The organism is Streptomyces sp. NPDC093261, from assembly GCF_044753645.1.
In the GTDB taxonomy this organism is placed as follows: Bacteria; Actinomycetota; Actinomycetes; order Streptomycetales; family Streptomycetaceae; genus Streptomyces.
Window position 1 is genome coordinate 1 of the sequence record NZ_JBIVNO010000006.1, and the last position, 26,901, is coordinate 26,901.

23 protein-coding genes are annotated in these 26,901 nt (G+C 71.6%); 10 read left to right on the forward strand and 13 right to left on the reverse strand.

Annotated features, from left to right (window positions below):
• Positions 1–969, forward strand: a 969-nt coding sequence (locus tag ACIP94_RS15415) for an alpha amylase C-terminal domain-containing protein (protein WP_402424977.1), incomplete at its 5' end; no start/stop codon positions are given.
• Between the two features lie 59 nt (positions 970–1,028).
• Here ACIP94_RS15415 and ACIP94_RS15420 read toward each other — a convergent pair.
• From ACIP94_RS15420 to ACIP94_RS15445, 6 genes are all read right to left on the reverse strand, one after another.
• On the reverse strand, positions 1,029–3,293 hold the full coding sequence (locus tag ACIP94_RS15420; protein ID WP_402424980.1) for a HelD family protein: 2,265 nt from the start codon (positions 3,291–3,293) through the stop codon (positions 1,029–1,031).
• A 139-nt stretch (positions 3,294–3,432) separates the two neighbouring features.
• Positions 3,433–3,765, reverse strand: coding sequence for a thioredoxin family protein (locus tag ACIP94_RS15425; RefSeq protein WP_402424983.1), 333 nt, complete (start codon positions 3,763–3,765; stop codon positions 3,433–3,435).
• Positions 3,762–4,190 carry a MerR family transcriptional regulator gene (locus ACIP94_RS15430; protein WP_402424986.1) on the reverse strand — a complete coding sequence of 143 codons (429 nt, stop codon included), beginning with the start codon at positions 4,188–4,190 and terminating at the stop codon, positions 3,762–3,764. Before ACIP94_RS15430 ends, ACIP94_RS15425 begins: the two co-directional genes overlap by 4 nt.
• A gap of 10 nt (positions 4,191–4,200) precedes the next feature.
• Positions 4,201–4,467 (reverse strand): hypothetical protein, encoded by a 267-nt coding sequence (locus tag ACIP94_RS15435; RefSeq protein ID WP_402424989.1) that lies wholly within the window; start codon positions 4,465–4,467, stop codon positions 4,201–4,203.
• A 35-nt stretch (positions 4,468–4,502) separates the two neighbouring features.
• Positions 4,503–5,273 carry a DUF2127 domain-containing protein gene (locus ACIP94_RS15440; protein WP_402424992.1) on the reverse strand — a complete coding sequence of 257 codons (771 nt, stop codon included), beginning with the start codon at positions 5,271–5,273 and terminating at the stop codon, positions 4,503–4,505.
• 393 nt (positions 5,274–5,666) lie between these two features.
• A complete protein-coding gene (locus tag ACIP94_RS15445) occupies positions 5,667–7,043 on the reverse strand; it encodes a cation:dicarboxylate symporter family transporter (RefSeq protein ID WP_402424995.1) in 1,377 nt (458 codons plus the stop codon).
• Positions 7,044–7,436: 393 nt separating this feature from the next.
• Between ACIP94_RS15445 and ACIP94_RS15450 the strand changes: the two genes are divergently transcribed.
• From ACIP94_RS15450 to ACIP94_RS15460, 3 genes are all read left to right on the forward strand, one after another.
• Positions 7,437–9,134, forward strand: coding sequence for an ATP-binding protein (locus ACIP94_RS15450; protein WP_402424998.1), 1,698 nt, complete (start codon positions 7,437–7,439; stop codon positions 9,132–9,134).
• Positions 9,131–9,823, forward strand: a complete 693-nt coding sequence (locus ACIP94_RS15455; RefSeq protein ID WP_402425001.1) for a response regulator — start codon at positions 9,131–9,133, stop codon at positions 9,821–9,823. Before ACIP94_RS15450 ends, ACIP94_RS15455 begins: the two co-directional genes overlap by 4 nt.
• A 768-nt stretch (positions 9,824–10,591) precedes the next feature.
• On the forward strand, positions 10,592–11,221 hold the full coding sequence (locus ACIP94_RS15460) for a helix-turn-helix domain-containing protein (RefSeq protein ID WP_402425693.1): 630 nt from the start codon (positions 10,592–10,594) through the stop codon (positions 11,219–11,221).
• A 42-nt stretch (positions 11,222–11,263) separates the two neighbouring features.
• Here the strand turns inward: ACIP94_RS15460 and ACIP94_RS15465 are convergent, their stop codons facing one another.
• The gene (locus ACIP94_RS15465; RefSeq protein ID WP_402425004.1) at positions 11,264–12,289 is read right to left on the reverse strand and encodes an ATP-dependent 6-phosphofructokinase; all 1,026 of its coding nucleotides are present in this window, start codon (positions 12,287–12,289) and stop codon (positions 11,264–11,266) included.
• A 260-nt stretch (positions 12,290–12,549) separates the two neighbouring features.
• On the opposite strand from ACIP94_RS15465, the gene pta reads away from it, so the two are divergent.
• The 3 genes from pta (at position 12,550) to pyk (ending at position 17,372) form a co-directional block, all read left to right on the forward strand.
• On the forward strand, positions 12,550–14,640 hold the full coding sequence (pta, locus tag ACIP94_RS15470) for a phosphate acetyltransferase (protein ID WP_402425007.1): 2,091 nt from the start codon (positions 12,550–12,552) through the stop codon (positions 14,638–14,640).
• Positions 14,637–15,845 carry an acetate kinase gene (locus tag ACIP94_RS15475; RefSeq protein WP_402425009.1) on the forward strand — a complete coding sequence of 403 codons (1,209 nt, stop codon included), beginning with the start codon at positions 14,637–14,639 and terminating at the stop codon, positions 15,843–15,845. The genes pta and ACIP94_RS15475 overlap by 4 nt, the downstream gene beginning before the upstream one ends.
• Positions 15,846–15,941: 96 nt before the next feature.
• Entirely contained in the window at positions 15,942–17,372 is a 1,431-nt protein-coding gene (gene pyk / locus ACIP94_RS15480; protein WP_402425011.1) for a pyruvate kinase, read from the forward strand.
• Positions 17,373–17,528: 156 nt separating this feature from the next.
• Here the strand turns inward: pyk and ACIP94_RS15485 are convergent, their stop codons facing one another.
• The 4 genes from ACIP94_RS15485 to ACIP94_RS15500 form a co-directional block, all read right to left on the reverse strand.
• Positions 17,529–18,890 carry a hypothetical protein gene (locus ACIP94_RS15485; RefSeq protein ID WP_402425014.1) on the reverse strand — a complete coding sequence of 454 codons (1,362 nt, stop codon included), beginning with the start codon at positions 18,888–18,890 and terminating at the stop codon, positions 17,529–17,531.
• A complete protein-coding gene (locus tag ACIP94_RS15490) occupies positions 18,880–19,419 on the reverse strand; it encodes a DUF6114 domain-containing protein (protein ID WP_402425017.1) in 540 nt (179 codons plus the stop codon). Before ACIP94_RS15490 ends, ACIP94_RS15485 begins: the two co-directional genes overlap by 11 nt.
• Before the next feature lie 144 nt (positions 19,420–19,563).
• A complete protein-coding gene (locus ACIP94_RS15495) occupies positions 19,564–20,253 on the reverse strand; it encodes a DUF6230 family protein (RefSeq protein ID WP_402425020.1) in 690 nt (229 codons plus the stop codon).
• A 619-nt stretch (positions 20,254–20,872) separates the two neighbouring features.
• Positions 20,873–21,847 carry a tetratricopeptide repeat protein gene (locus ACIP94_RS15500; protein ID WP_402425023.1) on the reverse strand — a complete coding sequence of 325 codons (975 nt, stop codon included), beginning with the start codon at positions 21,845–21,847 and terminating at the stop codon, positions 20,873–20,875.
• Positions 21,848–22,107: 260 nt separating this feature from the next.
• Between ACIP94_RS15500 and ACIP94_RS15505 the strand changes: the two genes are divergently transcribed.
• On the forward strand, positions 22,108–22,734 hold the full coding sequence (locus ACIP94_RS15505; protein WP_402425026.1) for a TetR/AcrR family transcriptional regulator: 627 nt from the start codon (positions 22,108–22,110) through the stop codon (positions 22,732–22,734).
• Between the two features lie 836 nt (positions 22,735–23,570).
• Here the strand turns inward: ACIP94_RS15505 and ACIP94_RS15510 are convergent.
• On the reverse strand, positions 23,571–24,287 hold the full coding sequence (locus tag ACIP94_RS15510) for a class I SAM-dependent methyltransferase (RefSeq protein ID WP_402425028.1): 717 nt from the start codon (positions 24,285–24,287) through the stop codon (positions 23,571–23,573).
• 53 nt (positions 24,288–24,340) lie between these two features.
• Positions 24,341–24,856 carry a hypothetical protein gene (locus tag ACIP94_RS15515; RefSeq protein WP_402425031.1) on the reverse strand — a complete coding sequence of 172 codons (516 nt, stop codon included), beginning with the start codon at positions 24,854–24,856 and terminating at the stop codon, positions 24,341–24,343.
• Between the two features lie 135 nt (positions 24,857–24,991).
• On the opposite strand from ACIP94_RS15515, the gene ACIP94_RS15520 reads away from it, so the two are divergent.
• Together ACIP94_RS15520 and ACIP94_RS15525 are read left to right on the forward strand one after the other, a co-directional pair.
• Complete coding sequence (locus tag ACIP94_RS15520; protein WP_402425034.1) at positions 24,992–26,251, forward strand: histidine kinase; 1,260 nt, start codon at positions 24,992–24,994, stop codon at positions 26,249–26,251.
• Entirely contained in the window at positions 26,239–26,889 is a 651-nt protein-coding gene (locus tag ACIP94_RS15525; RefSeq protein WP_089100675.1) for a response regulator transcription factor, read from the forward strand. The genes ACIP94_RS15520 and ACIP94_RS15525 overlap by 13 nt, the downstream gene beginning before the upstream one ends.
• Positions 26,890–26,901 lie beyond the last annotated feature (12 nt).

Genomic DNA, 26,901 nt, shown 5'->3' on the forward strand with positions numbered 1-26,901 from the left:
TACTCACGCGAGTACGGCCAGTGGCGGCCGAACGAGCACGGCGGCCGGGAGAACCTGGACGCCGTGGCGTTCCTCCAGGAGATGAACGCCACGGTGTACCGGAGGAATCCGGGTGTGGTGACCGTCGCCGAGGAGTCGACCGCCTGGGACGGCGTCACCCGCGCCACGCACCACCGGGGCCCGAGCGGCTTCGGGGGGCTGGGCTTCGGCCTGAAGTGGAACATGGGCTGGATGCACGACTCGCTTCAGTACATGGCCCATGAGCCGGTCCACCGCACGTACCACCATCACGAGATGACGTTCTCGATGGTGTACGCGTACAGCGAGAACTACGTCCTGCCCATCTCCCACGACGAAGTGGTGCACGGCAAGCGGTCGCTGGTGTCGAAGATGCCCGGCGACTGGTGGCAGCAGCGCGCCGGCCTCCGTGCCTATCTGGGCTTCATGTGGTCCCATCCGGGCAAGCAACTGCTCTTCATGGGGCAGGAGTTCGCCCAGGGATCCGAATGGTCCGAGGCGCACGGCCCCGACTGGTGGCTGCTCGACCCGGGCTACGGCGCCGCGGCCGACCACCGGGGCGTACGCGATCTGGTCCGCGACCTGAACACGGTCTACCGCGGGACTCCGGCGCTGTGGCAGCGCGACACCGAACCGGCCGGGTTCCAGTGGGTGACGGGGGACGCGGCCGACGACAACGTCCTGGCGTTCCTGCGCTTCGACACGGACGGCACGCCCCTGCTGGCCGTGTCCCACTTCTCACCGGTCGTCCGCCACGACTACCGACTGGGCGTCCCGGACGATGTGCCGGCCTGGCACGAGGCCTTGAACACCGACCTCGCGCGCTACGGCGGCAGCGACGTCCACAACCCCGACCCGCTGAAGCCGGAGCCCACCCCCTGGCACGGCCGCCCGGCGAGCATCCGGCTGACGCTGCCGCCGCTGGCGACGGTGTGGCTGCGGCCCGCCTGACGCGTGAGGTCCCGCGGGGGCCTCCGGGGGCGGCGGCCCCCGGAGGCGGGCACCCGCACCTACGCCGTCGGCGCCTCGGCCAGGGCCCGGGGCAGCGGGTCCCGGTGCAGGATCCCCAGCCGCTGGGTCGCCCGGGTCAGGGCCACATAGAGGTCGCTCGTGCCGTACCGGCCGGGCTCGACCACCAGCACGGAGTCGAACTCGAGCCCCTTGGACTGGCGCGGGTCGAGCAGGACGACGGTCCGCGTCAGATCGGGCTCCGCCCCCGCCGTCACCCCGTCCAGCCGCGCGGCGAGCGACCGGTGCAGATCGCGCGGGGCGATCACCGCGAGCCGGCCTTCGGAGGGGGTGAGCTCCCGGACCGCCTCGGCCACGGCGCCGGGCAGGTCGTCGGTGGCGCGCACCCAGGGCCGTACCCCTGTGGACCGCACCGAACTCGGCGGCTCGAAGTCCGGGTGCTCGGCCCGTACGACCGCCGCCGCGACCTCCATGATCTCGGCGGGTGTGCGGTAGTTGACGCCGAGGCGCGTGTGCTCGAAACGGTTGTCGACATACGGCGTGAGGATCCCCGACCAGGAGCCGACTCCTGCGGCCTCGGCCGTCTGCGCCGGATCCCCGACCAGTGTCATGGAGCGGGTCGGGCAGCGCCGCATCAGCAGCCGCCACGCCATCGGTGACAGCTCCTGTGCCTCGTCGACGATGATGTGCCCGAAGGCCCAGGTGCGGTCGGCCGCCGCGCGTTCGGCGGCGCTGCGGTGGTCCGCCTCCTCGTGCCGTTCGGCGAACCGCTCCGCGTCGATGATGTGGTGCGCGGACAGGACCTCGGACCCGTCGGGGTCGTCCTCCTCCTTGTCCTCGAACTCGTAGGTCCGGGAGGCGTACGACACGTCCAGCACGCCCTGCGCGTACGACACCTGGTTCTCCCGCTCGCGCTCGGCGCGGGCGCGCGCCGGCCGGTCGTCCTCGCCGAGGAGTTCGGCCGCCTCGTCGAGCAGCGGCACATCGGCGGCGGTCCAGACCCGGGTGACCGGGCGGCGGACGGCGGCCGCGTCCTCGTCGGACAGATATCCCTCCGGGTCGGCGAGGAAGTCCGCGACCAGCCGCTGCGGAGTCAGCCGCGGCCACAACCGCTCGATCGCCGACCAGACTTCGGGGTTCTCCGCCAGCTCGTCGCGGATCTGGGTGATGTCGCTCGCGTCGAGGAGGTTGGAGCCGTCGTAGGGGTCGGTCCCGATCCGCTCGGCAACCATGTCCGTCAGGGTGTTGAGGATATGGCCCTCGAAGTGCTCGCGCGCGACGTTGTGCGGCAGTTTCGCCGCGCGGGTCCGCTCGCGGGCCATGTTCACAAGCCCGTCGTCGAGCAGCAGCACGTCCCGGTCGTGCTCGATGGCGATGACCGGGTCGGGCAGCGCCTGGCGGTCGCTGACGACCCGGGCGAGGACATCGGCCATCTCCGCGCGGCCCTTGACGACGGCCGCCTCGGGTGTGTCGGTCGCGGTGGCCCTGACGCCGGGGAACAGTTCGCCGACGGTCGCCAGCAGCACGCCGGTCTCGCCCAGGGAGGGCAGCACCTCGCCGATGTAGCCGAGGAAGGCGGGGTTCGGGCCGACGATGAGGACGGCGCGGCGGGCGAGCAGTTCCCGGTGCTCGTAGAGCAGATAGGCGGCTCGGTGCAGGGCGACGGCTGTCTTGCCGGTGCCGGGGCCGCCCTCCACCACGAGCACGCCCCGGTGCGGGGCGCGGATGATGCGGTCCTGGTCTGCCTGGATGGTCTGCACGATGTCGCTCATCCGGCCGGTGCGGGCGGAGGTGAGCGCGGCCAGCAGCACGGCGTCACCGGACGGGTCCTCGTGGCCGGTGCGCTCGTGGTCGGCGAGGTCGAGGATCTCGTCGTGCAGGGAGGTGACGCGGCGCCCGTCGGTGCCGATGTGCCGGCGCCGGCGCAGGCCCAGCGGAGTGTGGCCGGTGGCCAGGTAGAAGGGGCGCGCGACCTCGGCCCGCCAGTCGACGAGGATGGGCGTGCGCTCCGCGTCGTCGGCGCGCAGCCCGATGCGCCCGATGTGGTGGCTCGCCCCGGAGGTGAGGTCGATACGGCCGAAGCAGAGCGAGCCGTCCACGGCGTTCAGCGCCGCCAGCAGCCCCGAGCGTTCGGCCACGAGGATGTCCCGCTCCAGCCGGGCCTGCATGGGCTTGTCACCCTGCGCGAGCGCGTCCGCGACGGAGGTCTCGGTGTCGCCGCGCAACGCGTCCACCCGCGCGTACAGCCCGTCGATGAATTCCTGCTCATGCCGCAATTCATCGTCCGGAAATTCGGTGTTTGACAATTCCGCTCCCGACCCGATATACTGTGCTCACTGAACTTCTCCGCGACCCGCATGCAAATGAAGTCGCGAATCATTGAATATACGCAGAGAAATCCCCCGGGCACAATTGCCCCGGGGGATTTCTCTGTTGCGGACCAGGTCAGAGCACGTCGGACAGCTCCTCCAGCAGCCGTCGCCTCGGCCTGGCTCCCACCATCGCCTTCACCGGCTCACCGCCGCGGAACACCATGAAGGTCGGCATGGACAGCACCTTGTACTCGTTCGTCGTCGCCGGATTGGTGTCCACATCCAGCTGCACCACCTTGAGCCGTCCCTCCTCCTCCGCGGCCAGGGCGCTGAGCACCGGCCCCATCTGCCGGCATGGCGGACACCAGTCGGCGGTGAACTCCACCAGCACCGGCAGCTCCGCCCCGATCACCTCTTCCTCGAAGTCCGCGTCCGTCACCTCGGCCACACCCGCCGCCTTGATCACCGCTGTCGCCCTCCCAGCTCGCACACCGGTTCCGGACCGCCCGGAACCTCAGCCTCGGCCGCCAGCGCGTCGCGCGCCTGCTCCGCCCTCGCGAGCTGTGCCCCGACCTGCGCCCGCACGGCGTTCAACTCGCCGATCAGCGCGTCGAGTTCGTCCAGCTTGCGACGGTAGACCTCAAGCGACGCCGGGCAGGAGTCGCCCTCGGGGTGCCCGGCCCTCAGACACTCCACGAAGGGCCGGGTCTCCTCCAGGTCGAACCCGAAGTCCCGCAGGGTCCGGATCTGCCGCAGCAGCTTCAGATCGCGCTCGTCGTAGGTGCGGTGCCCGTTGCCCGCGCGCCGCGCGGTCAGCAGACCCCGTGACTCGTAGTACCGCAGGGCCCGGGTGGTGGTCCCGGCCCGCGCCGCCAGCTCGCCGATTCGCATGCGCCCGACGCTAGCCCTTGACGCCGACGTCAAGGCAACACCTCGGCCGGGCGGCGGCAGCGGCACGCGCGGGGCGGCCCCGCCAGCCGGGCGGCAGCAGCGCCCGCCGGGCCGCGCGCCGTCGTCCGGCGCCATGCGGCCCGGACGTCATCAGCGCGGCGGCCGCCCCGATGGCCACCGGCAGCCCGGCCACCGCAGCGGACGCGGCCCCGGCGCCCCGGGCCAAGAACACACTGCCGAGCAGGGCGACCCCGAACGTCGAGCCGGGCTGCCGCACGGCCTTCAGCAGCCCGGCCGCGAGCCGGTCTCAGGTCAGACGCTGACCTCGAGGCCCGCCGACTCCTCCACCTCGAGGAGCGAGGCGCTGTGCCGCTCCTCGTCGAACGCCTTGCGCCCGCCGCGCAGCCCGAACAGCCGTTTGGCGAGGGCGATGTAGAGGACCGCGAGGATGTTGAGGACCAGCGTGGCGATCTTCAGCCCGCTGACGTGCTCGGTGAGTTCGTAGACCTCCAGGGGGAGGAAGGCCGCGGTGGCGACGACCGTCAGGTACTCCGCCCAGCGCTTGGCGTACCAGAGCCCGACCGCCTCGACCAGCTCGATCAGCGCGTACGCCAGCAGCAGCCCGGCGACCAGGAGCAGCGTGGAGTGCCGGTAGCCGAAGGCCTTCTGGATGGTGCCGACCACGGGTGAGTGGTCGAGGTCGTAGTGGAAGTGCCGGAAGACGGGCCGCAGCACGTCGAGGTACTCGGTGAAGAGCCGCCGCACCGCGTCCTGGCTGTTGCTGAACTTCCACACGGCCACCGCGACCAGCACGATGAACACGCCGCGCACGGCCCGTTCGACCGCCAGGAAGCGCAGGATGAACAGGTCGCGCAGCACCTTGCCGCGCGGCACGAGCGGTGCGTCGGAGGCCGGTCCGGTGCCGTGCGGCTCGCCGAGCACGAAGTCGCCACAGCGCAGACAGCGCCACACGTCCCCGAGCGCGGTCCGGGCGTGCAGCCGTACCCGCAGCCGGGGATCGTCGGGCGCGTAGGTCACGTGCCCGCGGCGCGCACAGGTGCGCCGGTCCCAGTCGATCTTCATGCCCCGTGCCTCCCGGACAAAGGCGCCGTGCCGGTCGGTCCGGCACGGCACGGTCGTGCATGTACTACGAGACGTAGGCGCAGGGCCGGGGGTTCCGCGACGGATCAGCGGGTTCCGGCGGCCTCGGGCTCGCGCTCCTCATTCTCCCCCCGCACGGCGGCCGCATCCCAGCTGCCCGGCGGCAGCACCCCGGCCGGCCTGGTCCCCACGGCGGGGATCACCGCGCCGACCAGGCTGGTGTGGGCGACGGCATCGGGCCGGCCGCCCCGAGTACGGGGAACAAGGGGGATGCGGGGACGGGGTACGGGGGCGGGGATACGAGGACGGGGACAGGAGGACGGGGACAGGAGGACGGGGTACGAGGACTGGGGGTACGAGGACGGCGATTCGGCCTCAGGCCTTGGCCAGTTCCTTGTCGCCGCCCTGCTCGGGCACCGGGGCCGCGGCGCCGTCCTCGTCCAGCAGGGTCTGCTCGTCGAAGGGGATCTCGCCGGCGAGCACCCGCCGCACCCGCTCCTTGTCGACCTCTCCGGTCCAGGTGCCGATGAGCAGGGTGGCGACCGCGTTGCCCGCGAAGTTCGTGACGGCGCGGGCCTCGCTCATGAACCGGTCGATGCCGATGATCAGGCCCACACCGTCCACCAGGGCGGGCTTGTGCGACTGGAGTCCGCTGGCCAGGACGGCGATGCCGGAACCGGAGACACCGGCCGCGCCCTTCGAGGCGACCATCATGAACAGCAGCAGGCCGATCTGCTGTCCGATGCCCAGGGGCTGGTCCAGCGCGTCCGCGATGAACACCGAGGCCATCGTCAGGTAGATCATCGTGCCGTCGAGGTTGAAGGAGTAGCCGGTCGGCACGGTGATGCCGACGACAGGACGGCTGACGCCCAGATGTTCCATCTTGGCGATGAGCCGCGGCAGCGCGGACTCCGAGGAGGAGGTGGAGACGATCAGCAGGAACTCACGGCCGAGGTACTTCAGCAGATGCCAGATGTTGACCTTGGCCACCACCCGCACCAGCGCGCCGAGCACGATCCCGACGAACAGCAGACAGGTGACATAGAACCCGACCATGATCGTGGCCAGCGCCTTCAGCGCGTCCACGCCGGTCTCGCCGACCACGGCCGCCATGGCGCCGAAGGCACCGATCGGGGCGGCCCACATGATCATCGCGAGCACCCGGAAGACCAGCTTCTGAATGTGCTGGACGCCACGCAGGACCGGCTCGCCGGCGCTTCCCATGGCCTGGAGGGCGAAGCCCACGAGCAGCGCGACGAGCAGCGTCTGGAGTACCTGCTCCTGGGTGAAGGCCGACACCATGGTGGTCGGGATGATGCCGAGCAGGAAGTCCACCGGTCCCTCGGCGGCGGCCTTGGCCTGCGCATGCCCGACGCCCTTCACGGCCTCCGTCAGATGCATCCCGCTGCCGGGGTGGATGACATTGCCGACCACGAGGCCGATGGCGAGCGCGACGAGGGACATCGCGAGGAAGTAGCCGAGGGCCAGCCCGCCCACCTTGCCGACCTTGGCGGCCTTTCGGACGGAGCCGACACCGAGCACGATCGTGCAGAAGATGATCGGCGAGATCATCATCTTGATCAGGCTCACAAAGCCCGTACCGAGCGGCTTCAGTTCCTTGGCGAAATCGGGCGCGGCGAACCCCACGGCTATACCGAGGGCCACCGCGGCGATCACCGCGAGGTAGAGATAGTGGGTACGGTCCCGCCTGGCTGCGGGCGCGGCAGGTGCCGTTCGGGGTGTGCTGGCCACGGCTGCCCTCCTCGACGACGTCGTCGGATCATCCGGCGTGCGGCTCACGTCCGGGGAAACCGGGAGCGGTCTCCCCCGGTGGCCGGAAGGCATACCCCCGACGACCGGGAGGCGTCTTGCTCCCGGGGATGCGGTGACTATCTCCCGCCGTGTGAGGGCGGTCACCCTTCCGTTCATTTAGTTCACGCTTATACGGCGGCCTGGGCGGCCCGCGTGCGTCCCGGGCGGACCGGAGCCCTCCCGTACGGCGGGCGGCACACCGGAAGCCCCTCCCCTACGGCGGGCGAACCCCCGAATCCCCTGCCGTCCGGCGGGTCGCACCCCCGAATCCCCTGCCGTCCCGCGGGTCGCACCCCTCGACGCCGGGCCGGACCCGCGAGGCAGACTGAACGCATGCGCGTGCCCAGACTCCCGAGACCCCGCAGCCTGGCCGGCCAGCTCTTCGCGATGCAGGCCGTGCTGATCACGGTGCTCGTCGCCGGGTACGCCCTCTTCTCCTACGTCAGCGACCGCGGCCAGGCCCAGGAGGCGGCCGGCCGGCAGGCGATGGCGGTGGCCCGCTCGGTCGCGGACGCCCCCTCGGTGCGGACGGCGATCCGCACCCCGGACCCGACACGGACGCTCCAGCCGTACGCGTCCCAGGTGCAGCGGCACACCGGCGTCGACTTCGTCACGATCATGAACCCCCAGGGCATCCGCTGGACCCACCCCAACCCGTCGCTGATCGGCGAGCGCTTCCTCGGCCACACCGCCCGCGCGCTGAAGGGCGAGTCGTTCACCGAGACCTACACAGGAACCCTGGGTCCGTCCGTCCGCGCGGTCACCCCCATTCGCGACGGCGGCCGGATCGTCGGCCTGGTGAGCGCGGGCATCAAGGTCGACACCGTCTCGGCCCGGCTCCGGGAACAGGTGACGACCCTGGTCTCGGTGGCGGGCGGGGCCCTGGCCCTGGGCGCCGTCGGCACCTATGTGGTCAACGCGCGGTTGCGCCGGACCACCCACGGCATGAACGCCACCGAGCTGAGCCGTATGCACGACTACCACCAGGCCGCGCTGCACGCCGTGCGCGAGGGCCTGCTGATGCTGGACGGCCGGTTCCGGGTGGCGCTGATCAACGACGGCGGCCAGGAGTTGCTCGGGGTGAGCGGCGAGGTGGTGGGCCGCTCGGTGGCCGGCCTCGGGCTGCCGGCCCCGCTGACGGGCGCGCTGCTGTCCTCCGAGCCCCGGGTCGACGAGGTCCATCTGACGGCGACGCGGGTGCTGGTCGTCAACACATCCCCGGTCTCCGGCGGCGAACGCCGGGGCACGGTGGTCACGCTGCGCGATGTGACCGAACTCCAGTCGCTGATGGGCGAGCTGGACTCGGAGCGCGGCTTCACCCAGGCGCTGCGCTCCCAGGCGCACGAGGCGGCCAACCGTCTGCACACGGTGGTCTCGCTGATCGAACTGGGCCGCGCGGAGGAGGCCGTCGACTTCGCCACGGCCGAACTGGAACTGGCGCAGACCCTCACGGACCAGGTCGTCGCCGCCGTGAACGAGCCGGTGCTCGCGGCCCTGCTGCTCGGCAAGGCGGCGCAGGCCAACGAGCGGGGCGTCGAGCTGGTGGTCTCCGAGGCGAGCCGCATCGACGACGGGCTGCTGCCGCCGTCCCTGCCGCCCCGGGATCTGGTCACGATCCTCGGCAATCTGATCGACAACGCGGTGGACGCGGCACAGGGCTCGGAGGGTGGCCGGGCGACGGTGACCGCGCGCGTGGACGGGGCCGAGCTGGTCCTGCGGGTGTCGGACACGGGCGCCGGGGTCGATCCCGCGCACGCGGAGGCCGTCTTCCGGCGCGGCTGGTCGACCAAGCCGGCCGCCGCACCCGGCGGCCGGGGGCTCGGCCTCGCCCTGGTCCGCCAGACGGTACGCCGCCACAAGGGCACGCTGACGGTGTCGGAGGCCGCGGGAGGCGGGGCCGAGTTCGAGGCGCGGATCCCGTTGCCTACCGTGGGGGCGGCTTCGGGGGCGGACACGGCCGCGGATTCGGGGGCGGCCGGGGAGGTTCCCGGGGTTTGCCCTGAGCCCGCCCCGCCCGGAGGTGACGTATGAGCGAGCCCATCCGCGTCCTCGTAGTGGAGGACGACCCGGTCGCGGCCGACGCCCATGTGATGTACGTGGGCCGGGTGCCGGGCTTCACAGCGGTGGGCACGGCGCACACGGGCGCGGAGGCGCGGCGCCTGCTGGACCGCACCCCCGTGGACCTGCTGCTCCTGGATCTCCATCTGCCGGATGTGCACGGCCTGAACCTGGCGCGCTCCCTGCGGGCGGCGGGCTACCACGCGGATGTGATCGCGGTGACGTCGGCGCGGGATCTGGCGGTGGTGCGGGAGGGGGTCTCGCTGGGGGTGGTCCAGTACGTGCTGAAGCCGTTCACCTTCGCGACGCTGCGGGACCGGCTGGTGCGGTACGCGGAGTTCCGGGGCGCGGCGGGTGAGGCGAGTGGCCAGGAGGAGGTCGACCGGGCGCTGGCCACACTGCGGGCGCCGGGACCGGCGGCGCTGCCCAAGGGGCTGAGCGCGCCGACGCTGGAGCGGGTGACGCGTGTGCTGCGGGACCGCGAGGAGGGTCTGACGGCGGCGGGGGTCGCCGAGGCCGTCGGCATCTCCCGGATCACCGCCCGCCGCTATCTGGAGCATCTGGTGGAGGCGGGCCGGGCCGGTCGCAGTCCGCTGTACGGGCAGGTGGGGCGACCGGAGTTGGTGTACCGGTGGATCCGGGAGACGGGGCGGCCACGCTGAGCGGCCGCCGAGGCCCGGTCCCGGGTCTCGGCGGCCCGGGCGGAGCCGCCCGCCCGGGCGAAGGCCCTGGCGGCCAGGAGCAGGGCGGTGCGACCCGGTCCAGGCGGTGTGCGTCCTGGAAGACGTCCGCCAGTGCGCCGAGTGTTCGGCCGTCCGTCCGTCCGGCCGTCCGCGTACCGGTCGCCGGACTCCACGCGGATCCCCAGGTGTGCGGGGTAGGCCTCGACGGCCCCTCCGTCCCGTCACGGGCACGCTTATGCCCCGTCACCTGCCCGACACCCTCCGCGCCGCCCGTGGGATCACCACCCTGCCCGGGCCGCCCGGCAACGACAGGTTCGCGCCGCCCCGGCCACTCCTCCCCAGCCCCCGTCACCCGCCTTGCCCTCATGTATCAGCCCCTGTGTTCGCCCGCCCGGGTGCTCCCCCGGCCGTCCCGTCCGTTCCGTGATCACCGGAGGCGGCTGCGGTCGCGGCCACGCATATGCCCCGTCACCTTGCCCGACACCCTCCGCGCCGCCCGTGGGATCACCACCCTGCCCGGGCCGCCCGGCCCCTCCGGCGCCCCCGACCGGAGGACCGGCCGTCAAACCTCTGACGGCCGAAACCGTATGTTCCTACAATCCGTGAGTGTGGCCGAACAGACCGTAGTCACCGCAGTCCACGCGCCCCTACGTTGTGCGCGTGCACCGACCGCAGTCGCAGCCGCCCACCCCGCCCACCCCGCCGTTCAACGCCCTGGCCGCCCGGAGACTGCGGGCGGCGCTCGGGATGCGGCCCGAGCATGTCGCCTACGGCATGCGCTCCTCGTACGGGCTCCCCTATGTGACCGTCGATCTCGTGATCGCCTGGGAGCGCGGCATCACCGCCCCGAGCACCTCCGAACTCACCGCGCTGGCGGGCATGTTGTGGTGCTCCCCCGGTGAACTCATCGGCGCGCCGCGCACCCTGCGCGAGCACCGCGTCGCGCGCGGGCTCGCCCAGGAGGACGTCGCGCGCGCCGTGGGGCTCGAACTCCTCGTCTACGTAAGGATGGAGGAGGCGGGCGAGTGGCGCGGCAACGACCGGCAGTCCGCCGCCCTCGCCGAGGTGCTGGAGCTGACCCTGCCCGACTTCATCACGGTGACCGGGCGCGACGGCCGGCTCGCCGAACTGCTGCGCGGCGCGGTCACCACCCGCTGGCAGGCGTACGTCCGCCCGCTCGGCAAGCTGCTGTCCCTGGACCGCCATCTCCTGGAGGACGTCCTGGAGGAGATGCACGCCGACTACCAGGGGCAGATGGTCGCCACGCTCAACTGGGGTGCCACGGCGGCCGCGGCCGACTCCGAGGAGGCCGGCCGCGACTATCTCGACCACATCGTCGGGACCTTCTGGTCCACGGTCGAGAGGAGCACCGCCTGAGACCGCCGGGCGGCCGGCACGCGGCCGGTATCCCAGCCGCTCCTAGAAGACCGACTCCGCCTCGTCCATCCGGTCCTTGGGCACCGTCTTCAGTTCGGTCACCGCCTCCGCCAGCGGCACCATCACCACGTCCGTGCCGCGCAGCGCCGTCATCATGCCGAACTCGCCGCGGTGCGCCGCCTCCACCGCGTGCCAGCCGAAGCGGGTCGCGAGCACCCGGTCGTAGGCGGTCGGCGTGCCGCCGCGCTGGACGTGGCCGAGGATGACCGGCTTGGCCTCCTTGCCGAGCCGCCGCTCCAGCTCGTAGGCCAGTGCCGTGCCGATGCCCTGGAAGCGCTCGTGGCCGTACTGGTCGATCTCACCCTTGCCGTAGTCCATGGTGCCCTCGGCGGGGTGCGCGCCCTCGGCGACGCAGATCACCGCGAACTTCTTGCCGCGGGCGAAGCGCTCCTCGACCATCTTGACCAGGTCGGCGGGGTCGAAGGGGCGCTCGGGCAGACAGATGCCGTGGGCGCCGGCCGACATGCCCGACTCCAGCGCGATCCACCCGGCGTGGCGGCCCATGACCTCCACGACCATCACGCGCTGGTGGGACTCGGCCGTGGTCTTCAGACGGTCCATGGCCTCGGTGGCCACGGTCACCGCGGTGTCGAAGCCGAAGGTGCGATCCGTGGACGAGATGTCGTTGTCGATCGTCTTGGGCACGCCGACCACGGGCAGACCCGCGTCCGAGAGCATGCGCGCCGCGGTGAGCGTGCCCTCGCCGCCGATCGGGATGAGGGCGTCGATCCCGAAGTCGCGGATCATGTCCGAGGCGTTCTCGCACGCCTCGCGCAGCCGGTCGCGCTCCAGGCGGGAAGAGCCGAGAATCGTGCCGCCGCGTGCCAGGATGCCGCTCACGCCGTCGAGGTCGAGGCTGCGGTAGTGGCCCTCCAGCAGGCCTCGGTAGCCATCCTCGAAGCCGATGACCTCGTCGCCGTACTGCGCCACCGCCCTGTGGACGACGGACCGGATCACTGCGTTCAGGCCCGGACAGTCGCCGCCCGCGGTGAGGACTCCGATGCGCATCGTGCTGTGTCTCCTGCTCGCTTTGGTACCGGTGAGCCAATCCGATTCTTTCACGCTCCACAGGCCGGTGCCGCGCCCACCCTCGCCGGCTCCCGCCGCCTTCCGGCCCCGGGACCTGACGGGCGCTTTATCCAGCCCCAAGGGTATTGTCAAGAGGGTTCTGGTCCCCCTCGCGGTGGATTTTCGCGCGCCGCGGAACCCAACAAATACCCCCAGAAACGGTCAACGACCCCACCCGAGAGACGAAACGGAGAGCACGCGTGACGCCCAGCGTGTACGTGACCGGGATCGACCGCGGCGACGGCCGCCAGGTCGTCGAGCTGGGAGTGATGGAGCTCCTGAGCCGGCAGGTCGACCGGGTGGGCGTGTTCCGCCCGCTCGTCCACGACGGACCCGACCGCCTCTTCGAGCTGCTGCGTGCGCGGTACCGGCTGTCCCAGGACCCGGCGACCGTGTACGGGATGAACTACCGGGAGGCGTCCGCGCTCCAGGCGGAGCGCGGGACGGACGAGCTGGTGTCGGCCCTCGTGGACCGGTTCCGCGCCGTGGCCCGCGCGTACGACGTCGTCCTCGTCCTCGGATCCGACTTCGCCGACACCCAGCTCCCGGACGAGCTGTCCCTCAACGCCCGGCTCGCCAACGAGTTCGGGGCGTCCGTGATCCCCGTCGTCGGCGGGCGCGAGCAGACCACCGAGTCCGTGCGGGCCGAGGCGTGGAACGCCTACCGCGCGTACCACGGGCGGGGCTGCGACGTCCTCGCCATGGTCGTCAACCGGGTCGCCCGCGACGACCGGGACGAGATAGCCGAGCGGCTGGACTCCCGGCTGCCCGTGCCCTGTTACGTCCTCCCCGACGATCCCGCCCTCTCGGCCCCGACGGTCGCCCAGATCGCCCACACCCTCGACGCCAAGGTCCTCCTCGGCGACGACTCGGGGCTGGCCCGGGACGCGCTCGACTTCGTCTTCGGCGGCGCCATGCTGCCGAACCTCCTGGGCGCCCTGACCCCGGGATGCCTGGTGGTGACCCCGGGCGACCGCGCCGACCTCGTCATCGGCTCGCTCGCGGCGCACAGCGCCGGCACCCCGCCGATCGCGGGGGTGCTGCTCACCCTGAACGAGGTGCCCCGCGAGGAGATCCTCACCCTCGCCGCCCGCCTCGCCCCGGGCACCCCGGTGCTCTCGGTGTCCGGCAACAGCTTCCCCACCGCCGCCCGGCTCTTCTCCCTGGAGGGGAAGCTGAACGCGGCCACCCCGCGCAAGGCGGAGCGGGCGCTCGGTCTCTTCGAGCGGTACGTCGACACCGCCGACCTCCTCACCCGGGTGTCCGCCCCGAGCAGCGACCGGGTCACGCCGATGATGTTCGAGAACAAGCTGCTCGAACAGGCCCGTGCCGACAAGCGCAGGGTCGTGCTCCCGGAGGGCACCGAGGAGCGTGTGCTGCACGCCGCCGAGGTGCTGCTGCGCCGCGGCGTGTGCGACCTCACCCTGCTCGGACCCGTCGACCAGATCCGCAAGAAGGCCGCCGACCTCGGCATCGACCTCGGCGGCTCACAGCTGATCGACCCGGCCACCTCCGAGCTGCGCGACGCCTTCGCCGAGCAGTACGCCCGGCTGCGCGCCCACAAGGGCGTCACCGTGGAGCTGGCGTACGACGTGGTCGCGGATGTGAACTACTTCGGCACCCTCATGGTCCAGGAGGGCCTGGCCGACGGCATGGTCTCCGGCGCCGTGCACTCGACGGCCGCCACCATCCGGCCCGCGTTCGAGATCATCAAGACCAGGCCCGACGCGAAGATCGTCAGCTCGGTGTTCTTCATGTGCCTCGCCGACAGGGTGCTCGTCTACGGCGACTGCGCGGTCAACCCCGATCCGAACGCCGAGCAGCTCGCCGACATCGCCATCCAGTCGGCCACCACCGCCGAGCAGTTCGGCGTGGAGCCCCGGATCGCGATGCTGTCGTACTCCACCGGCACCTCCGGCTCGGGCGCCGACGTCGACAAGGTGCGCGAGGCCACCGAGCTGGTGCGGCAGCGCCACGGCGATCTGCGGATCGAGGGTCCCATCCAGTACGACGCCGCGGTCGAGCCGACCGTCGCGGCGACCAAGCTGCCGGGCTCGGAGGTCGCGGGGCAGGCGTCCGTGCTGATCTTCCCGGACCTCAACACCGGCAACAACACCTACAAGGCCGTGCAGCGCTCGGCCGGCGCGATCGCCGTCGGCCCGGTCCTGCAGGGCCTGCGCAAGCCCGTCAACGACCTGTCCCGGGGCGCCCTCGTCCAGGACATCGTCAACACGGTCGCCATCACGGCGATCCAGGCCCAGACCCCCCACGAGAAGGCGACCGCCCAGTGAGTCCCTCCCGCGTCCTCGTCCTCAACTCCGGCTCGTCGTCGGTGAAGTACCAGCTGCTGGACATGGGTGACGGCAGCCGGCTGGCCGCCGGTCTCGTCGAGCGCATCGGCGAGCAGACGTCCCGGCTGAGGCACACGGCGCTCGCCACGGGCGACACCCGCGAGCAGAACGGGCCGATCGCCGACCACCAGGCCGCACTGAAGGCGGTCGCCGAGGAGCTGGCCAAGGACGGGCTGGGTCTCGACTCGCCCGAGCTGGCCGCGATCGGCCACCGGGTGGTGCACGGCGGCATGTTCTTCACCGAGCCCACCGTCATCGACGACGCCGTGCTCACCGAGATCGAGCGGCTGATCCCGGTCGCGCCGCTGCACAACCCGGCCAACCTCACCGGGATCCGCACCGCCATGGCGCTGCGGCCGGACCTGCCGCAGGTCGCCGTCTTCGACACCGCGTTCCACACGACGATGCCGGAGTCGGCGGCGCGCTACGCGATCGACACGAAGATCGCCGACCGGCACCGGGTACGGCGCTACGGGTTCCACGGGACCTCGCACGCGTATGTGTCCCGGGCGACCGCGAAACTGCTGGGCAAGGCGCCGGAGGACGTCAACGTCATCGTGCTGCACCTGGGCAACGGGGCGTCCGCCTCGGCGGTCCGGGGTGGGCGGTGCGTGGACACCTCCATGGGGCTCACCCCGCTGGAGGGGCTCGTGATGGGGACGCGCTCCGGCGATCTGGACCCCGCCGTCATCTTCCATTTGGAGCGGGTCGGCGGAATGTCCATGGACGAGATCGACACTCTTCTCAACAAAAGGAGCGGTCTGTTCGGTCTCTGCGGCGACAACGACATGCGGGAGATACAGCGCCGGATCGACGAGGGCGACAGGGAGGCACGGCTCGCCTTCGACATCTACATCCATCGGCTGAAAAAGTACATCGGCGCGTACTACGCGGTACTCGGCCGGGTGGACGCGGTCGCCTTCACGGCGGGCGTGGGCGAGAACGCGGTCCCGGTGCGCAGGGCCGCCGTGGCGGGCCTTGAGGAGATGGGCCTGGCGGTGGACGACGGCCTGAACGCCGTACGCGGTGACGCGCCGCGGCTGATCTCGCCCCCGTCGGCGCGGGTGGCGGTCGCCGTGGTGCCGACGGACGAGGAACTGGAGATCGCCAGGCAGACATACGCACTGGTGGGAATGGACAAGTGAACAATTGGCGCGCTCTCGCCTGAGCGCCGGCCCGCCCATTTGTATTTTCCGCCAGCCGGAATATTCCGCGCCGAAACAAACCGATAGGATCGCCCCATGCGCCGTTCGAAAATCGTTTGTACTCTCGGCCCCGCGGTCGACTCCCACGAGATGCTCGTTGCGCTGATCGAAGCCGGCATGAATGTCGCCCGCTTCAACTTCAGCCACGGCACCCACGACGAGCACCAGGGCCGGTACGACCGTGTCCGTGCCGCGTCCGCCGAGACCGGCAAGGCCATCGGCGTCCTCGCCGACCTTCAGGGCCCGAAGATCCGCCTGGAGACCTTCGCGGAGGGCCCGGTCGAGCTGGTGCGCGGTGACGAGTTCACCATCACCACGGAGGACGTCCCGGGCGACAAGTCGATCTGCGGCACCACGTACAAGGGCCTGCCGGGCGACGTCTCCAAGGGCGACCAGATCCTGATCAACGACGGCAACGTCGAGCTGAAGGTCCTGGACGTCGAGGGCCCCCGGGTGCGGACGATCGTCATCGAGGGCGGTGTCATCTCCGACCACAAGGGCATCAATCTGCCCGGCGCGGCGGTGAACGTCCCGGCGCTGTCCGAGAAGGACATCGACGACCTGCGGTTCGCGCTGCGCATGGGCTGCGACATGGTCGCGCTGTCCTTCGTGCGGGACGCCAACGACGTCAAGGACGTCCACCGCGTCATGGACGAGGAGGGGCGCCGCGTCCCGGTCATCGCCAAGGTGGAGAAGCCGCAGGCGGTGGCGAACATGGAGGACGTCGTGATGGCGTTCGACGGCGTGATGGTCGCCCGCGGCGACCTGGCCGTCGAATACCCCCTCGAGAAGGTCCCGATGGTGCAGAAGCGGCTCATCGAGCTGTGCCGCCGCAACGCCAAGCCGGTGATCGTGGCGACGCAGATGATGGAGTCGATGATCACCAACTCCCGTCCGACCCGCGCCGAGGCCTCCGACGTGGCCAACGCCATCCTGGACGGCACCGACGCGGTCATGCTGTCGGCCGAGTCGAGCGTCGGCGCGTACCCGATCGAGACGGTCAAGACGATGTCGAAGATCGTCCAGGCCGCCGAGGAGGAGCTGCTCTCCAAGGGCCTCCAGCCGCTGGTCCCGGGCAAGAAGCCGCGGACGCAGGGCGGTTCGGTGGCCCGCGCGGCGGCCGAGATCGCGGACTTCCTGGGCGGCAAGGGCCTGGTCGCCTTCACCAAGTCCGGTGACACCGCTCGCCGGCTCTCCCGCTACCGGGCCTGCCAGCCGATCCTGGCGTTCACCACGGACGAGTCCACCCGTAACCAGCTCACCCTGAGCTGGGGCGTGGAGTCGCACGTCGTGCCGTTCGTGAACAGCACCGACGAGATGGTCGAGCTGGTCGACCAGCACCTGGTGCGGCTCAAGCGGTTCAACGACGGCGACATCGTGGTCATCACCGCCGGCTCCCCGCCCGGCGTCCCCGGCACCACGAACATGGTCCGCGTCCACCACCTGGGCGAGGGCCGCCGCAACTGACGTCCTGACGACGGCTGTACGGCGCTGAGGGCGCCTCCTGTGCCAGGGGGCGCCCTCAGCGACAGCCGGCCGCGTCGCATACGTCAGGGCCCCGCCGGTGTCGTCGTACCGGCGGGGCCCTGACTCCTGCGGCTCCCGGAAAGGTCTTGAGGGTGTTCAGCTCCCGCCGGTGACGTACTGGTGCATGCCGGGGACGGTCAGCGTGCCGCCGAACTGGCCGGCCTGGGTGACCTTCACGTTGGTGAAGTAGATGAGCGGGATGTTCAGCGGCGGCGGGTTGTCCGGGCTGAACGTGACCGGGATCAGGCCCAGCAGATTGCCGGAGATGCTCTCGGTGTACATCACCGTCTTGCCGCCGGTGATGGTGGACGTGGAGCCCTTGGCCGCCTGGACGTGGTACGTCTCGCCCTTCTGGCCGTCGACGAGCTGGTGAAGGTCGCCGATGTCCGTGCCACCGGAGATCACGTACTTCAGGACCTTCTTCACTGTCCCATTGGCGGTGCGCACCTTGACGATGCCCTGGTAGTCGGCGCCCTTGAGCGTCAGCGAGCTGGCCTGGAGGTGCCAGGGCGCGTCGGGCAGCGCCGTGATCTTCTCGACGCCGCCCTCGTCGTCGGTGGCCGCGACACAGTCCGCGGAGGGACTGGAGCTCGCGGACGGGCTCGGGGTCGCGGACTCCGCCGACTTCAGGGCGTCGTCCGCCGACTTGGTGGCGTCGGAGGCCGCCTTCGTCGCCGTGTCCGTGGTGTCCTTCACGGTGTCCTTGACCGTGTCGGTGACCTTCTTGGCCGTCTTGGTGACGGAGGACGACGAGGACGTGGAGGACGTGCCGCTGCTGTCCTTGGTGGCCTTGGTGCCCGTGGTGTCCTGGGTCGCGGACGGCGACGGCGTCGCGCTCGCATCCGTCGTCCCCGACGAGCCGCCGCCGGGCGTGAGGATGCCCTTGATCGCGTTGCCGAGGTCGTCCAGCACGCCGCCGTGACTCGCGGAGGCCGACGGGCTCGGCGTGGAACCCCCGCCCGCCGACGTACCGGATCCGCTCGCGGAGGACGCGGACGGCGCGGGCGCGGCCTTGTCGTCGGAACCTGAATCCGACGAAGAGGACGTGCCCGGCTTGGTGTCCGACGTCTTGTCCGGCGCCTTGTCCGACGTGGCCGAGGGTGCCGGCTCGGTCGTGCCGGCGGACTTCGACGCGCTCGCCGAGGCGGACGGCGACGGCGTGGCCGAGGCGTCCTTGGAGTCCTTCGAGCCCTTGGACTTGTCCAGAACCTCGACACACTTCTGGTACTCGTCGGCCGTCATGGTCTTCGACGACGCGTGATCGTCCGCGCGGGCGAGCGTGGACGTCAGCCCCATTCCCATGAGGACCGCCGTCGGCATCGCCGCCAGGGCTATCGCCTTGCCCGCCGGCACGTGGAACCTGGTGAACAGCGGCTTCCTCGGGGCCGCGTGGCGCGGCCCGGTTCTCGCACGGGACGCGTCCACGTCCGTCCCGTGGGTCACCTCGTCAGCCGGCACTGTGCCTCCCGTTCGTCCCGTTGACCGGGGTCGTCTTGGTCAGGTCCTGCGGCTCGTTCACCCCGTCCGGGGCCACCTGAGGGGCACCGCCGTCGCCCGCTGCCTCCGCCTGGGCCGGCTGCTCCACGGGCGGGACGCCCGGCGCCCAGGACACGGCCATCGCGCCGCCGACGAGGGCGAACAGGAAGCCCATGATGAAGCCGCCGAAGTTGGACACCGGGAGGGACACCAACGCCAGCAGGATCGCCGCTACGCCCGCGAAGGTGCGGATGTGCTGCTGAAACCAGAGGCTGAACCCCAGGACGACGAGCAGCACACCGATGATCAGGGAGCCGGAGCCCGCGGTGGTGGCCATCGCCACCGTCAGGTGCCCGACCTGGAGATGCGCGTACGGAAAGTACATGATCGGGAAGCCGGCGAGCAGGACGAACAGGCCGGCCCAGAACGGCCGGGTGCCCCGCCAGTCGCGGAACTGCAGCCTCCGGCGGGTGAACTGGCCGCGTGCGGCAGCAGGATTCTCGGCGCTCATGGAAAACAGCTCCCTGGTACAGCGTTGCTGTGGGTGGTGGTGCGGTGGTGATGTGGGGGGTGTGTGAAGTTGTGGCCGAAGAGCGGACGGGCGGGGGGCGCCACAGGCCTCCCCCCGCCCGTCAGGCAATGCCCAAGGCAGTGCCTAGTAGCACTCGGCCGTCTTGGGGTCCGTCGACAGCGACATGTGCAGACCCGGCAGGGTGAAGGTTCCGGCGGTGGTCGCCCACGCCGTCTGCTGCACCCCGTACAGGTCCGCCGAAGTGGCCTGCTGGGCGAAGCCGTACGGGCTGGCCTGCTCGTTGCCGCCCTTCATGCCCGGCCCCTTGCCACCCTTGCCCTCGGCCGTGTCACCGGCGGCCACACCGATGTCGATGCCGTGGAAGACGGCGCGACCCTGCTCGTGACCGTTGTCCTTCGTCTGAAGGTCCTGGACATCGATGTAGAGGTGGTCGGCCGAGACCTGCGCCTTCTCGTCACTGCTGTTGCCCGCCTCGAGCCGCAGAACCACGGACCCGAACAGCGGGACGTTCGGAGTGACGACCGACTGGCACAGGTTCTTGATCGTCGCGCTCTTGAACGAGGAGACCGCCACCGGGTGGGCGGTCTTCGTGCCGGAGAGCGTGTAGCCGGGGTCGATCGCTCCGTACTGCGCGAAGCCCTGGCCGTGCAGCTCGTCGGCCGTGACCTTGAACGACTGCCCCGACACACTGAACGACGCCGCGAGAGCGCCCTGCGCCAGGGCCACGCCTATCGCTGCCGTCGCGGCGACGCTGGGCACCATGACCACAGCGAACCGCTTCCATCTGGTCCCGCCACGCACCTGGGACTCCATAATTCCTCCTTCTCGGACGTACATCTCCTGACCCAGCTCGCTACCGATCGGCGGCTCAGCCGGGCAGGGATGGGAGAAGTGCTACGTCCTCGGGAAGGAGAGCGCCCGCGCTCGGAGGCGCGAACCGCGCCCGAATCACCGGCGATCACCCCCGAGCGACAACCACTGGTCGCGCCTGACACGCATCACGCACAACCTGCCGGACAGGCTCCGCCGGGGCGGAGACCCCCCTGTCCAGGAGCCGGCGCCACTGCCGTCGGCTCCTGCCCGGTGGGGACCCACGAAATCCCGTTGCCCCGGCTGGCTGTCGGGTACGGCGATGGACCGAGCGTGGCCGATCGTGGTGCATTCTCGCCGCCCCCGCAAGGGGGTTCGTTACTCACTAGTAACGGCCGGATAACCGAACAACGACCCCCCGGTCTCGTTCGGCAACTCTTCGTGCCCCAAAAGGAGATGATGAAACGGTTGAAGTGCGGACAGAACCCGACAGAACATGGGGCCCGACTTACTCCAAGTAACGGCGGCCGCGATTACCAAGATTTGGTAAAGCGCGGCCGCGATGCGCCCCTGGCGTCAAACCTTCACCCGGGCATCACACGCCCTGGCGTTTAGCAACTGGTCAGAACAGAGCCCGCGCGAGCGCCCGGCGCGCCGCCGCCACTCGCGGGTCCTCGGCACCGACCACCTCGAAGAGTTCCAGCAGCCGCAACCGCGCGGCCTCCCGGTCCTCTCCCGCCGTGCGGCGCACGGTCTCGACGAGCCGGCCGAGTGCGTCCTCCACATGGCCGCCCACCAGGTCCAGGTCCGCCGCGGCCACCTGAGCCGCCACATCGCCGGGCTTCTCCGCGGCCTCCTTGCGCACCTGCTGCGGGTCCAGATCGCGCACACGCCGGAGCAACTCGGCCTGTGCGAGGCCCAGTCGGGCCTCCGCGTTGCCCGGGTCGTCGCTCAGCACGTTGTGATACGCCTGGATCGCACCGCCCAGGTCGCCCGCGTCCAGGGCCTGGGCCGCCGCCTCGAGGAGCGCGTCATGGGGGCCCGCCGGAACCTCGGCGGCCACCGGCGCCGCTCCCGGCTCGGCGTCGGGGTCGACCGCAAGACCGGTCAGCCCGAAGCGCTGCTCGGCGACCTGGACGAGCTGGTCGAGGGTCGCGCGGATCTGCTGCTCGGGGGCGGCTCCCTGGAAGAGGGGGAGCGCCTGGCCGGCGACGACGGCGAAGACCGCCGGGATCCCCTGGATGCCGAACTGCTGCATCAGCAGCTGGTTGGCGTCGACGTCGATCTTGGCGAGCACGAAGCGGCCGTTGTACTCCTGGGCCAGCCGCTCCAGGATCGGGCTCAGCTGCTTGCAGGGCTGACACCACTCGGCCCAGAAGTCGATGACGACCGGCACCTCGTTGGAGCGCTGCAGGACGTCTCGCTCGAACCCCGCCTCGTCGACGTCGATGACGAGGTCGGCCGGGGAGACCGCCCCTCCCCCGCCCTGCCGGGCCGCTTGCGCGCGCGCCTGCTCCGCCTTCGTCTTGGCCTCCTGGGCGGCCTTCACCGCGGCGAGGTCGACGACTCCGCTCATGGACATGTTCCGTGGCTGCATGAGTACATCCTCCCCCCTCCGAAACGCCGCTGTGAAAAGCGCCGTGAAAGCCGTGCCCGCCGGTCGTGGTCCGCGCCGGGTCCCCACCCGGCGCCAGTGGTCGTCGCTGCTCGGCGCGCCGCTTGGACGCGCTTTCGCTACGAGTCGTAGCGTAACTGCACGCGGGGGTCACCGTCGCCCGTACGCGGGTGATCTCCCTCACCACTTCACACAACGCACGCATACGGCCGGAAACCGCAGCGGCGGATAGGGTCACCGATATGCAGCGCAGCACGTCCGCCGCCCGCACGGGGCGCCCCCGCAGCGCCGCCGCGGACGCCGCCATCCTGGAGGCGACGCGGGAGGCGCTGGTCGAGCTGGGCTGGTCGAAACTCACGCTCGGGGACGTGGCCACCCGCGCGGGAGTCGCGAAGACCACGCTCTACCGCCGCTGGTCGGGCAAGAACGAGCTGGTGGTGGACGCGGTGACGGCCCTGTTCGACGAGCTGGAGCTGCCCGACCGGGGGAGCCTCGTGGCGGACATCGAGGGGGTGGTGCTTCAGTTCGCGGCGATCCTGGACCGCCCCGAGGCCAAGAGCGGCCTGATGGCCGTCGTGGCGGAGTCGACGCGCGACGAGGCCCTGCGCGAACGCATCCGCACCTCGATCGTCGACCGTCAGAAGCGCCTGGTCCTCCAGGGCCGGGCCCGCGCGGCGTCACGCGGGGAGCTGCCCCCCGAGACGGACCCCGAGGCCGCCTCGCGCTCGGCGGACCTGATCTTCGACATGGTCGCGGGCGCGGTGGTCCACCGCACCCTGGTCAGCGCCGAGCCCGTGGACGAGGACTGGGCCCGGCGCTTCGCCGCGGTGCTGTTCGGCGGGCTCGTGGCGACCGGGGCCGGCACCTGAGGCCGTACGGCACGCACCGGTCGCCCTCCCGGCAGAACCACAGGAGTTCGCCGGTCGTGCGGCGCCGAGCCTTGTCGTTATGGCATGTTCCGGTCATCATGCGCGACGGTGTCTACTCGCATAGACCCCGCCTCGGGTTCCACCGGCTCCGCCCCCTGACAGCGCGTCATCGACTCTTCGCCTTAGGAGGACCGATCCACATGAGACCTCGTCAGAGGTATCGGCGCAACGGCGCAACGCGGAGGGCCGGCGGGAACGGGTCCCCGCCGGGCCTCCGCGTCCGCCCGTCAGAGCGCGAGCCGCCCCCGGAGAGAACCCCGGGGAGGTGACCCGCACAGCCGACCTGATCTTCGATCTGGCGGTGGGCGCGCTGGTGCATCGCACGCTGGTCAGCGCGGAAGCGACGGACGAGGGGTGGGCGCGCGTCGCTGCACGCGAGCGTTGCTGCAGGCTTGCGGCGGCGTCGCGGAACGCCCACGCGCCCGCTGCGGCTCCCGTCGTCCAGCCCCGCTCACCTGTGGCTGGGTAGCACCGCCGAAAACCGCGCGGAATGGGCCAGTCGGCACTGCACCACCACAGGCCCGCTCGCAGAACTCCGCGGGGCCGCCGGACGCACCCGCCTTATCGCCGCCGCCCTGGCTTGCTGCCGAAGAGGACCCAGCACGATCGGAGACCGGAATCACGCAGCAGAAGCCGCAGGACTTGCCTCTCACCGTGCGGGGGCGCCGCGGTTTTCGTGGCCGGCCGCGGTTGGGGCGGAGCCCCCTCGCCTCCTGGAGCGGCCTACCGCGCGCCAGGTTGTTCAGCTCGGTGATCGCGGTCCCTGCGTGCGGTGCTCACGCTTCCCCGTCGTTGGTGTCCCGGTCGCTGTGGGCGAGGCGCTCGCTCTGGTGGCCTGGCGCGTCGGCTCTGCAGGGTCGGAAGCGGGCGAGGTATGCCGGGCTTGGGCCGCGGCGCTCGGTCAGGTGGAGGCCGGCGGCGTCGGCGAGTCGGTGCAGCCGGCCGAAGGGGATCCAGTGCCGGTCGAAGAACTCGCCGATCACCAGCCGCCCGCCTGGTGCCAGCACCCGTGCCGCCTCGCGCAGTACCCGATCCGGCTCGGGGATCTCGCCGAGCGCGGTCACGGCGTATACGGCGTCGAATGTCCCGTCGGCGTAGGGCAGTTCACGTGCGTCCGAGCGGGTGGGCCTGATCGTCGCCAGGCCGTCGCGCTCGGCGCGGCACATCACGTGGTCGAGCATCTCCTGCTGGATGTCGAGCACATCGAGCCGTCCCTCCGGCCCGAGCTGCGGGGCGACGTGCAGCGACTGCAGGCCCGTCCCCGGGCCGATCTCCAGGATCCGCTCCCCCGGCCGCGGACGCAGTACGGTGTCCATCCGGTCGGCGGTCAGGAACGGCAACGGCACGTCGAGCAGGCCTCGTTGGGCGTACGGATAGGGCGCCGTGTCGCCCAGCCACCAGGCGGCGGCCAACGCGGCGCCGACGCCGGCGGCGACCGCCCAGCGGTTCCGGGCCGGGATCGGGGCGACGGGGGCGGTGGTGATGCGGTGCATGGTGTTCTCCGGTGAATCGATTCGGTCCGTGGTACGTAGTCGGGCGGTCGGCGTCACGCGTGCCGGCTCAGCGCCCGCAGCGCCAGCCGGCCGCACAGCGCGGCGAGCGGCAGCTCGGCGCCGAGCGCCATGGCGACCGCGGTGGCGAAGTCGCCGCCCGGGGCCGCGGTCGTGGTGTCGAACCAGGCGTCCACCACAAGCAGCGTCGCGGTCGCGGCGGCTGCCAGGGCGTGCCGCCGGTCGCCGCGGGCGGCGAGGAGGCCGGTGGCGATCAGGCCGAGCGCCTCCAGCGCGTCGAGCCCGACCCAGGCGACCGGCCAGTGCGCCGCGGTCGTGGTGGCCGGCAGGCCGGTGGCCAGCACGTACAGCCACGGCAGCAGGGCGAGCCCGCAGGCGACCAGCAGCCATCCGGCCCGCCGCATGCCCCGCGCCGGGCGCGGCTCCTCCGCCTCCTCGTGGAGCGGGATGACCTCGGCGCGGTCGAAGCCTTCGGCACCGGACAATTCGTCGTCGCACAGCACCAGTTGACGCATCGTCTTCCCCCGCTCCCCGTCGGCTCTCCCCTTCACGTGCTCCACCCTCCGCCGCACACCAGGGCGCCGTCAGTCACGCAGGGTTCCGGCCCGGGGTGGGGAAAAGTGCACCCCCGAACCGGGCGGGAGCGTCATGGCACGGGGATGGCCTGCGGCTTTACCGTTTGACGCATGCAACTCACGACGTGGCTGCAGCTGGTACCGGGCCGGCCGTTCCGCAGGGCGGGACACCGGACCGCGCTCGTCGCCGCCGGCCTGCCGCTCCACCTCGCCGTGGTGCCACTGTGGCTCTGGCTGGCCGGCACGATGGCGGCCAGGGTGTGGGCCCTGACTCCGCTGCCCGTGCTGGTCACGCTCGTGGTGTCACCCCTGCTGACCGCCGGGCAGCGGCGGCGCTACCGGGCGCTCGTCGGCAAGGACCTCCCGCGCCCCGCCGCAGCCGGGCCCGGACGCAACTGGAAGTCGGCGGTACGTCGGCTGACCACGCGGGCCTTGTGGCGGCAGGTCTGCTACCACGCCGTGGCGGGTCCGCTGCTCACCGTCCTGGACCTCGCCGTCCTCGCCGTCTGGGCCGCCGCTCTCGTGGCCGCCTCCCTCTACGTGTGGATCTGGGCGCTGCCCCCGCAGTGGCGGGTCACCGACCTCGGGTACACCACGCAGGCCGTGTACATCACCGCCGGCGGCCTCGCCCTGCTGTTCCTCGGGCCCCGGCTGACCGGCGCTCTGGTGCGGCTGGACACCCGGGCGGCCGAGGTCCTGCTCGGCCCCAGCCGCACGGAGAAGCTGGCCCGCCGGGTAGCCGACCTCGCCGAGAGCCGGGCCGGCGTGCTCGACGCCGCCGACGCCGAGCGGCGGCGGATCGAGCGCGACCTGCACGACGGCGCACAGCAGCGCCTCGTCTCACTCGCCGTCAACCTGGGCCTGGCCAGGTCCACCCTCGGCGACCTTCCGGAGGACGCCCGCAAGGTGATCGACGAGGCGCACCGCGAGGCGAAGGAGGCGATCGCCGAGCTGAACAACCTGGTGCGCGGCCTGCATCCGGCCGTCCTTGAGGACCGCGGCCTCGACGCCGCGCTGTCCGGGGTCGCCGCCCGCCTCCCGATACCGGTGCGCGTGGCGGTGGACCTGCCGCAGCGCCCCTCACCCACGGTCGAGGCCGTCGCGTACTTCGTGGTCTCCGAAGCCCTGACGAACGTGGTCAAACACGCCCAGGCGACCCGGGCGGATGTGACCGTGGAGCGGATCGGGGAGACACTGCTGGTGGTCGTCGCGGACGACGGCGCGGGTGGCGCGGATCTCGCGGCGGCCGGCGGTGGCACCGGGCTCGCCGGGCTCGCCAAGCGCGTCGCGTCCGTCGACGGCACGTTCTCCTGCCGCAGCCCCGCCGGGGGCCCGACCGTCATCACCGTGGAGCTGCCGTGCGCGCCGTGATCGCCGAGGATTCCCTCTTGCTGCGCATCGGCGTGGTCAAGGTGCTGGAGGCGGCCGGCTTCGAGATGTGCGCGCAAGTCGCCGACGCGGAAGGGCTGCTGGCAGCCGTCGAGGAGCACCGGCCCGACATCGCCGTGGTCGACGTGCGCATGCCGCCCGGCTTCACCGACGAGGGAGTGCGCGCCGCGCTGGTGATCCGCCGCCAGTACCCGCGTACGGCCGTGCTCCTGCTGTCGCAGTACGTGGAGGAGCGGTACGCCGCCGATCTGCTCGCCGCCAACACCTCGGGCGTCGGCTATCTGCTCAAGCAACGGGTCGCCGACGTGGAGGAGTTCGCCGAGGCGGTACGCCGGGTGGCGGCCGGCGGCACCGCGCTCGACCCGCAGGTCGTCGCGCAGCTGCTGGTGCGCCGGCACAGCGATCCGCTCGACCGGCTGACCCCGCGCGAGCGGGAGGTGCTGGAGCTGATGGCGGGCGGCCGGTCCAACTCCGGCATCGCCGCCGAGCTGGTCGTGAGCGAGAGCGCGGTCGCCAAGCACATCAACAGCATCTTCACCAAGCTCGACCTGCCCAAGGCCGACGCCGACCACCGCCGCGTCCTAGCGGTGCTGCGCTTCCTGGGCGTTGCGACCGCATAGTGCGCGATCACG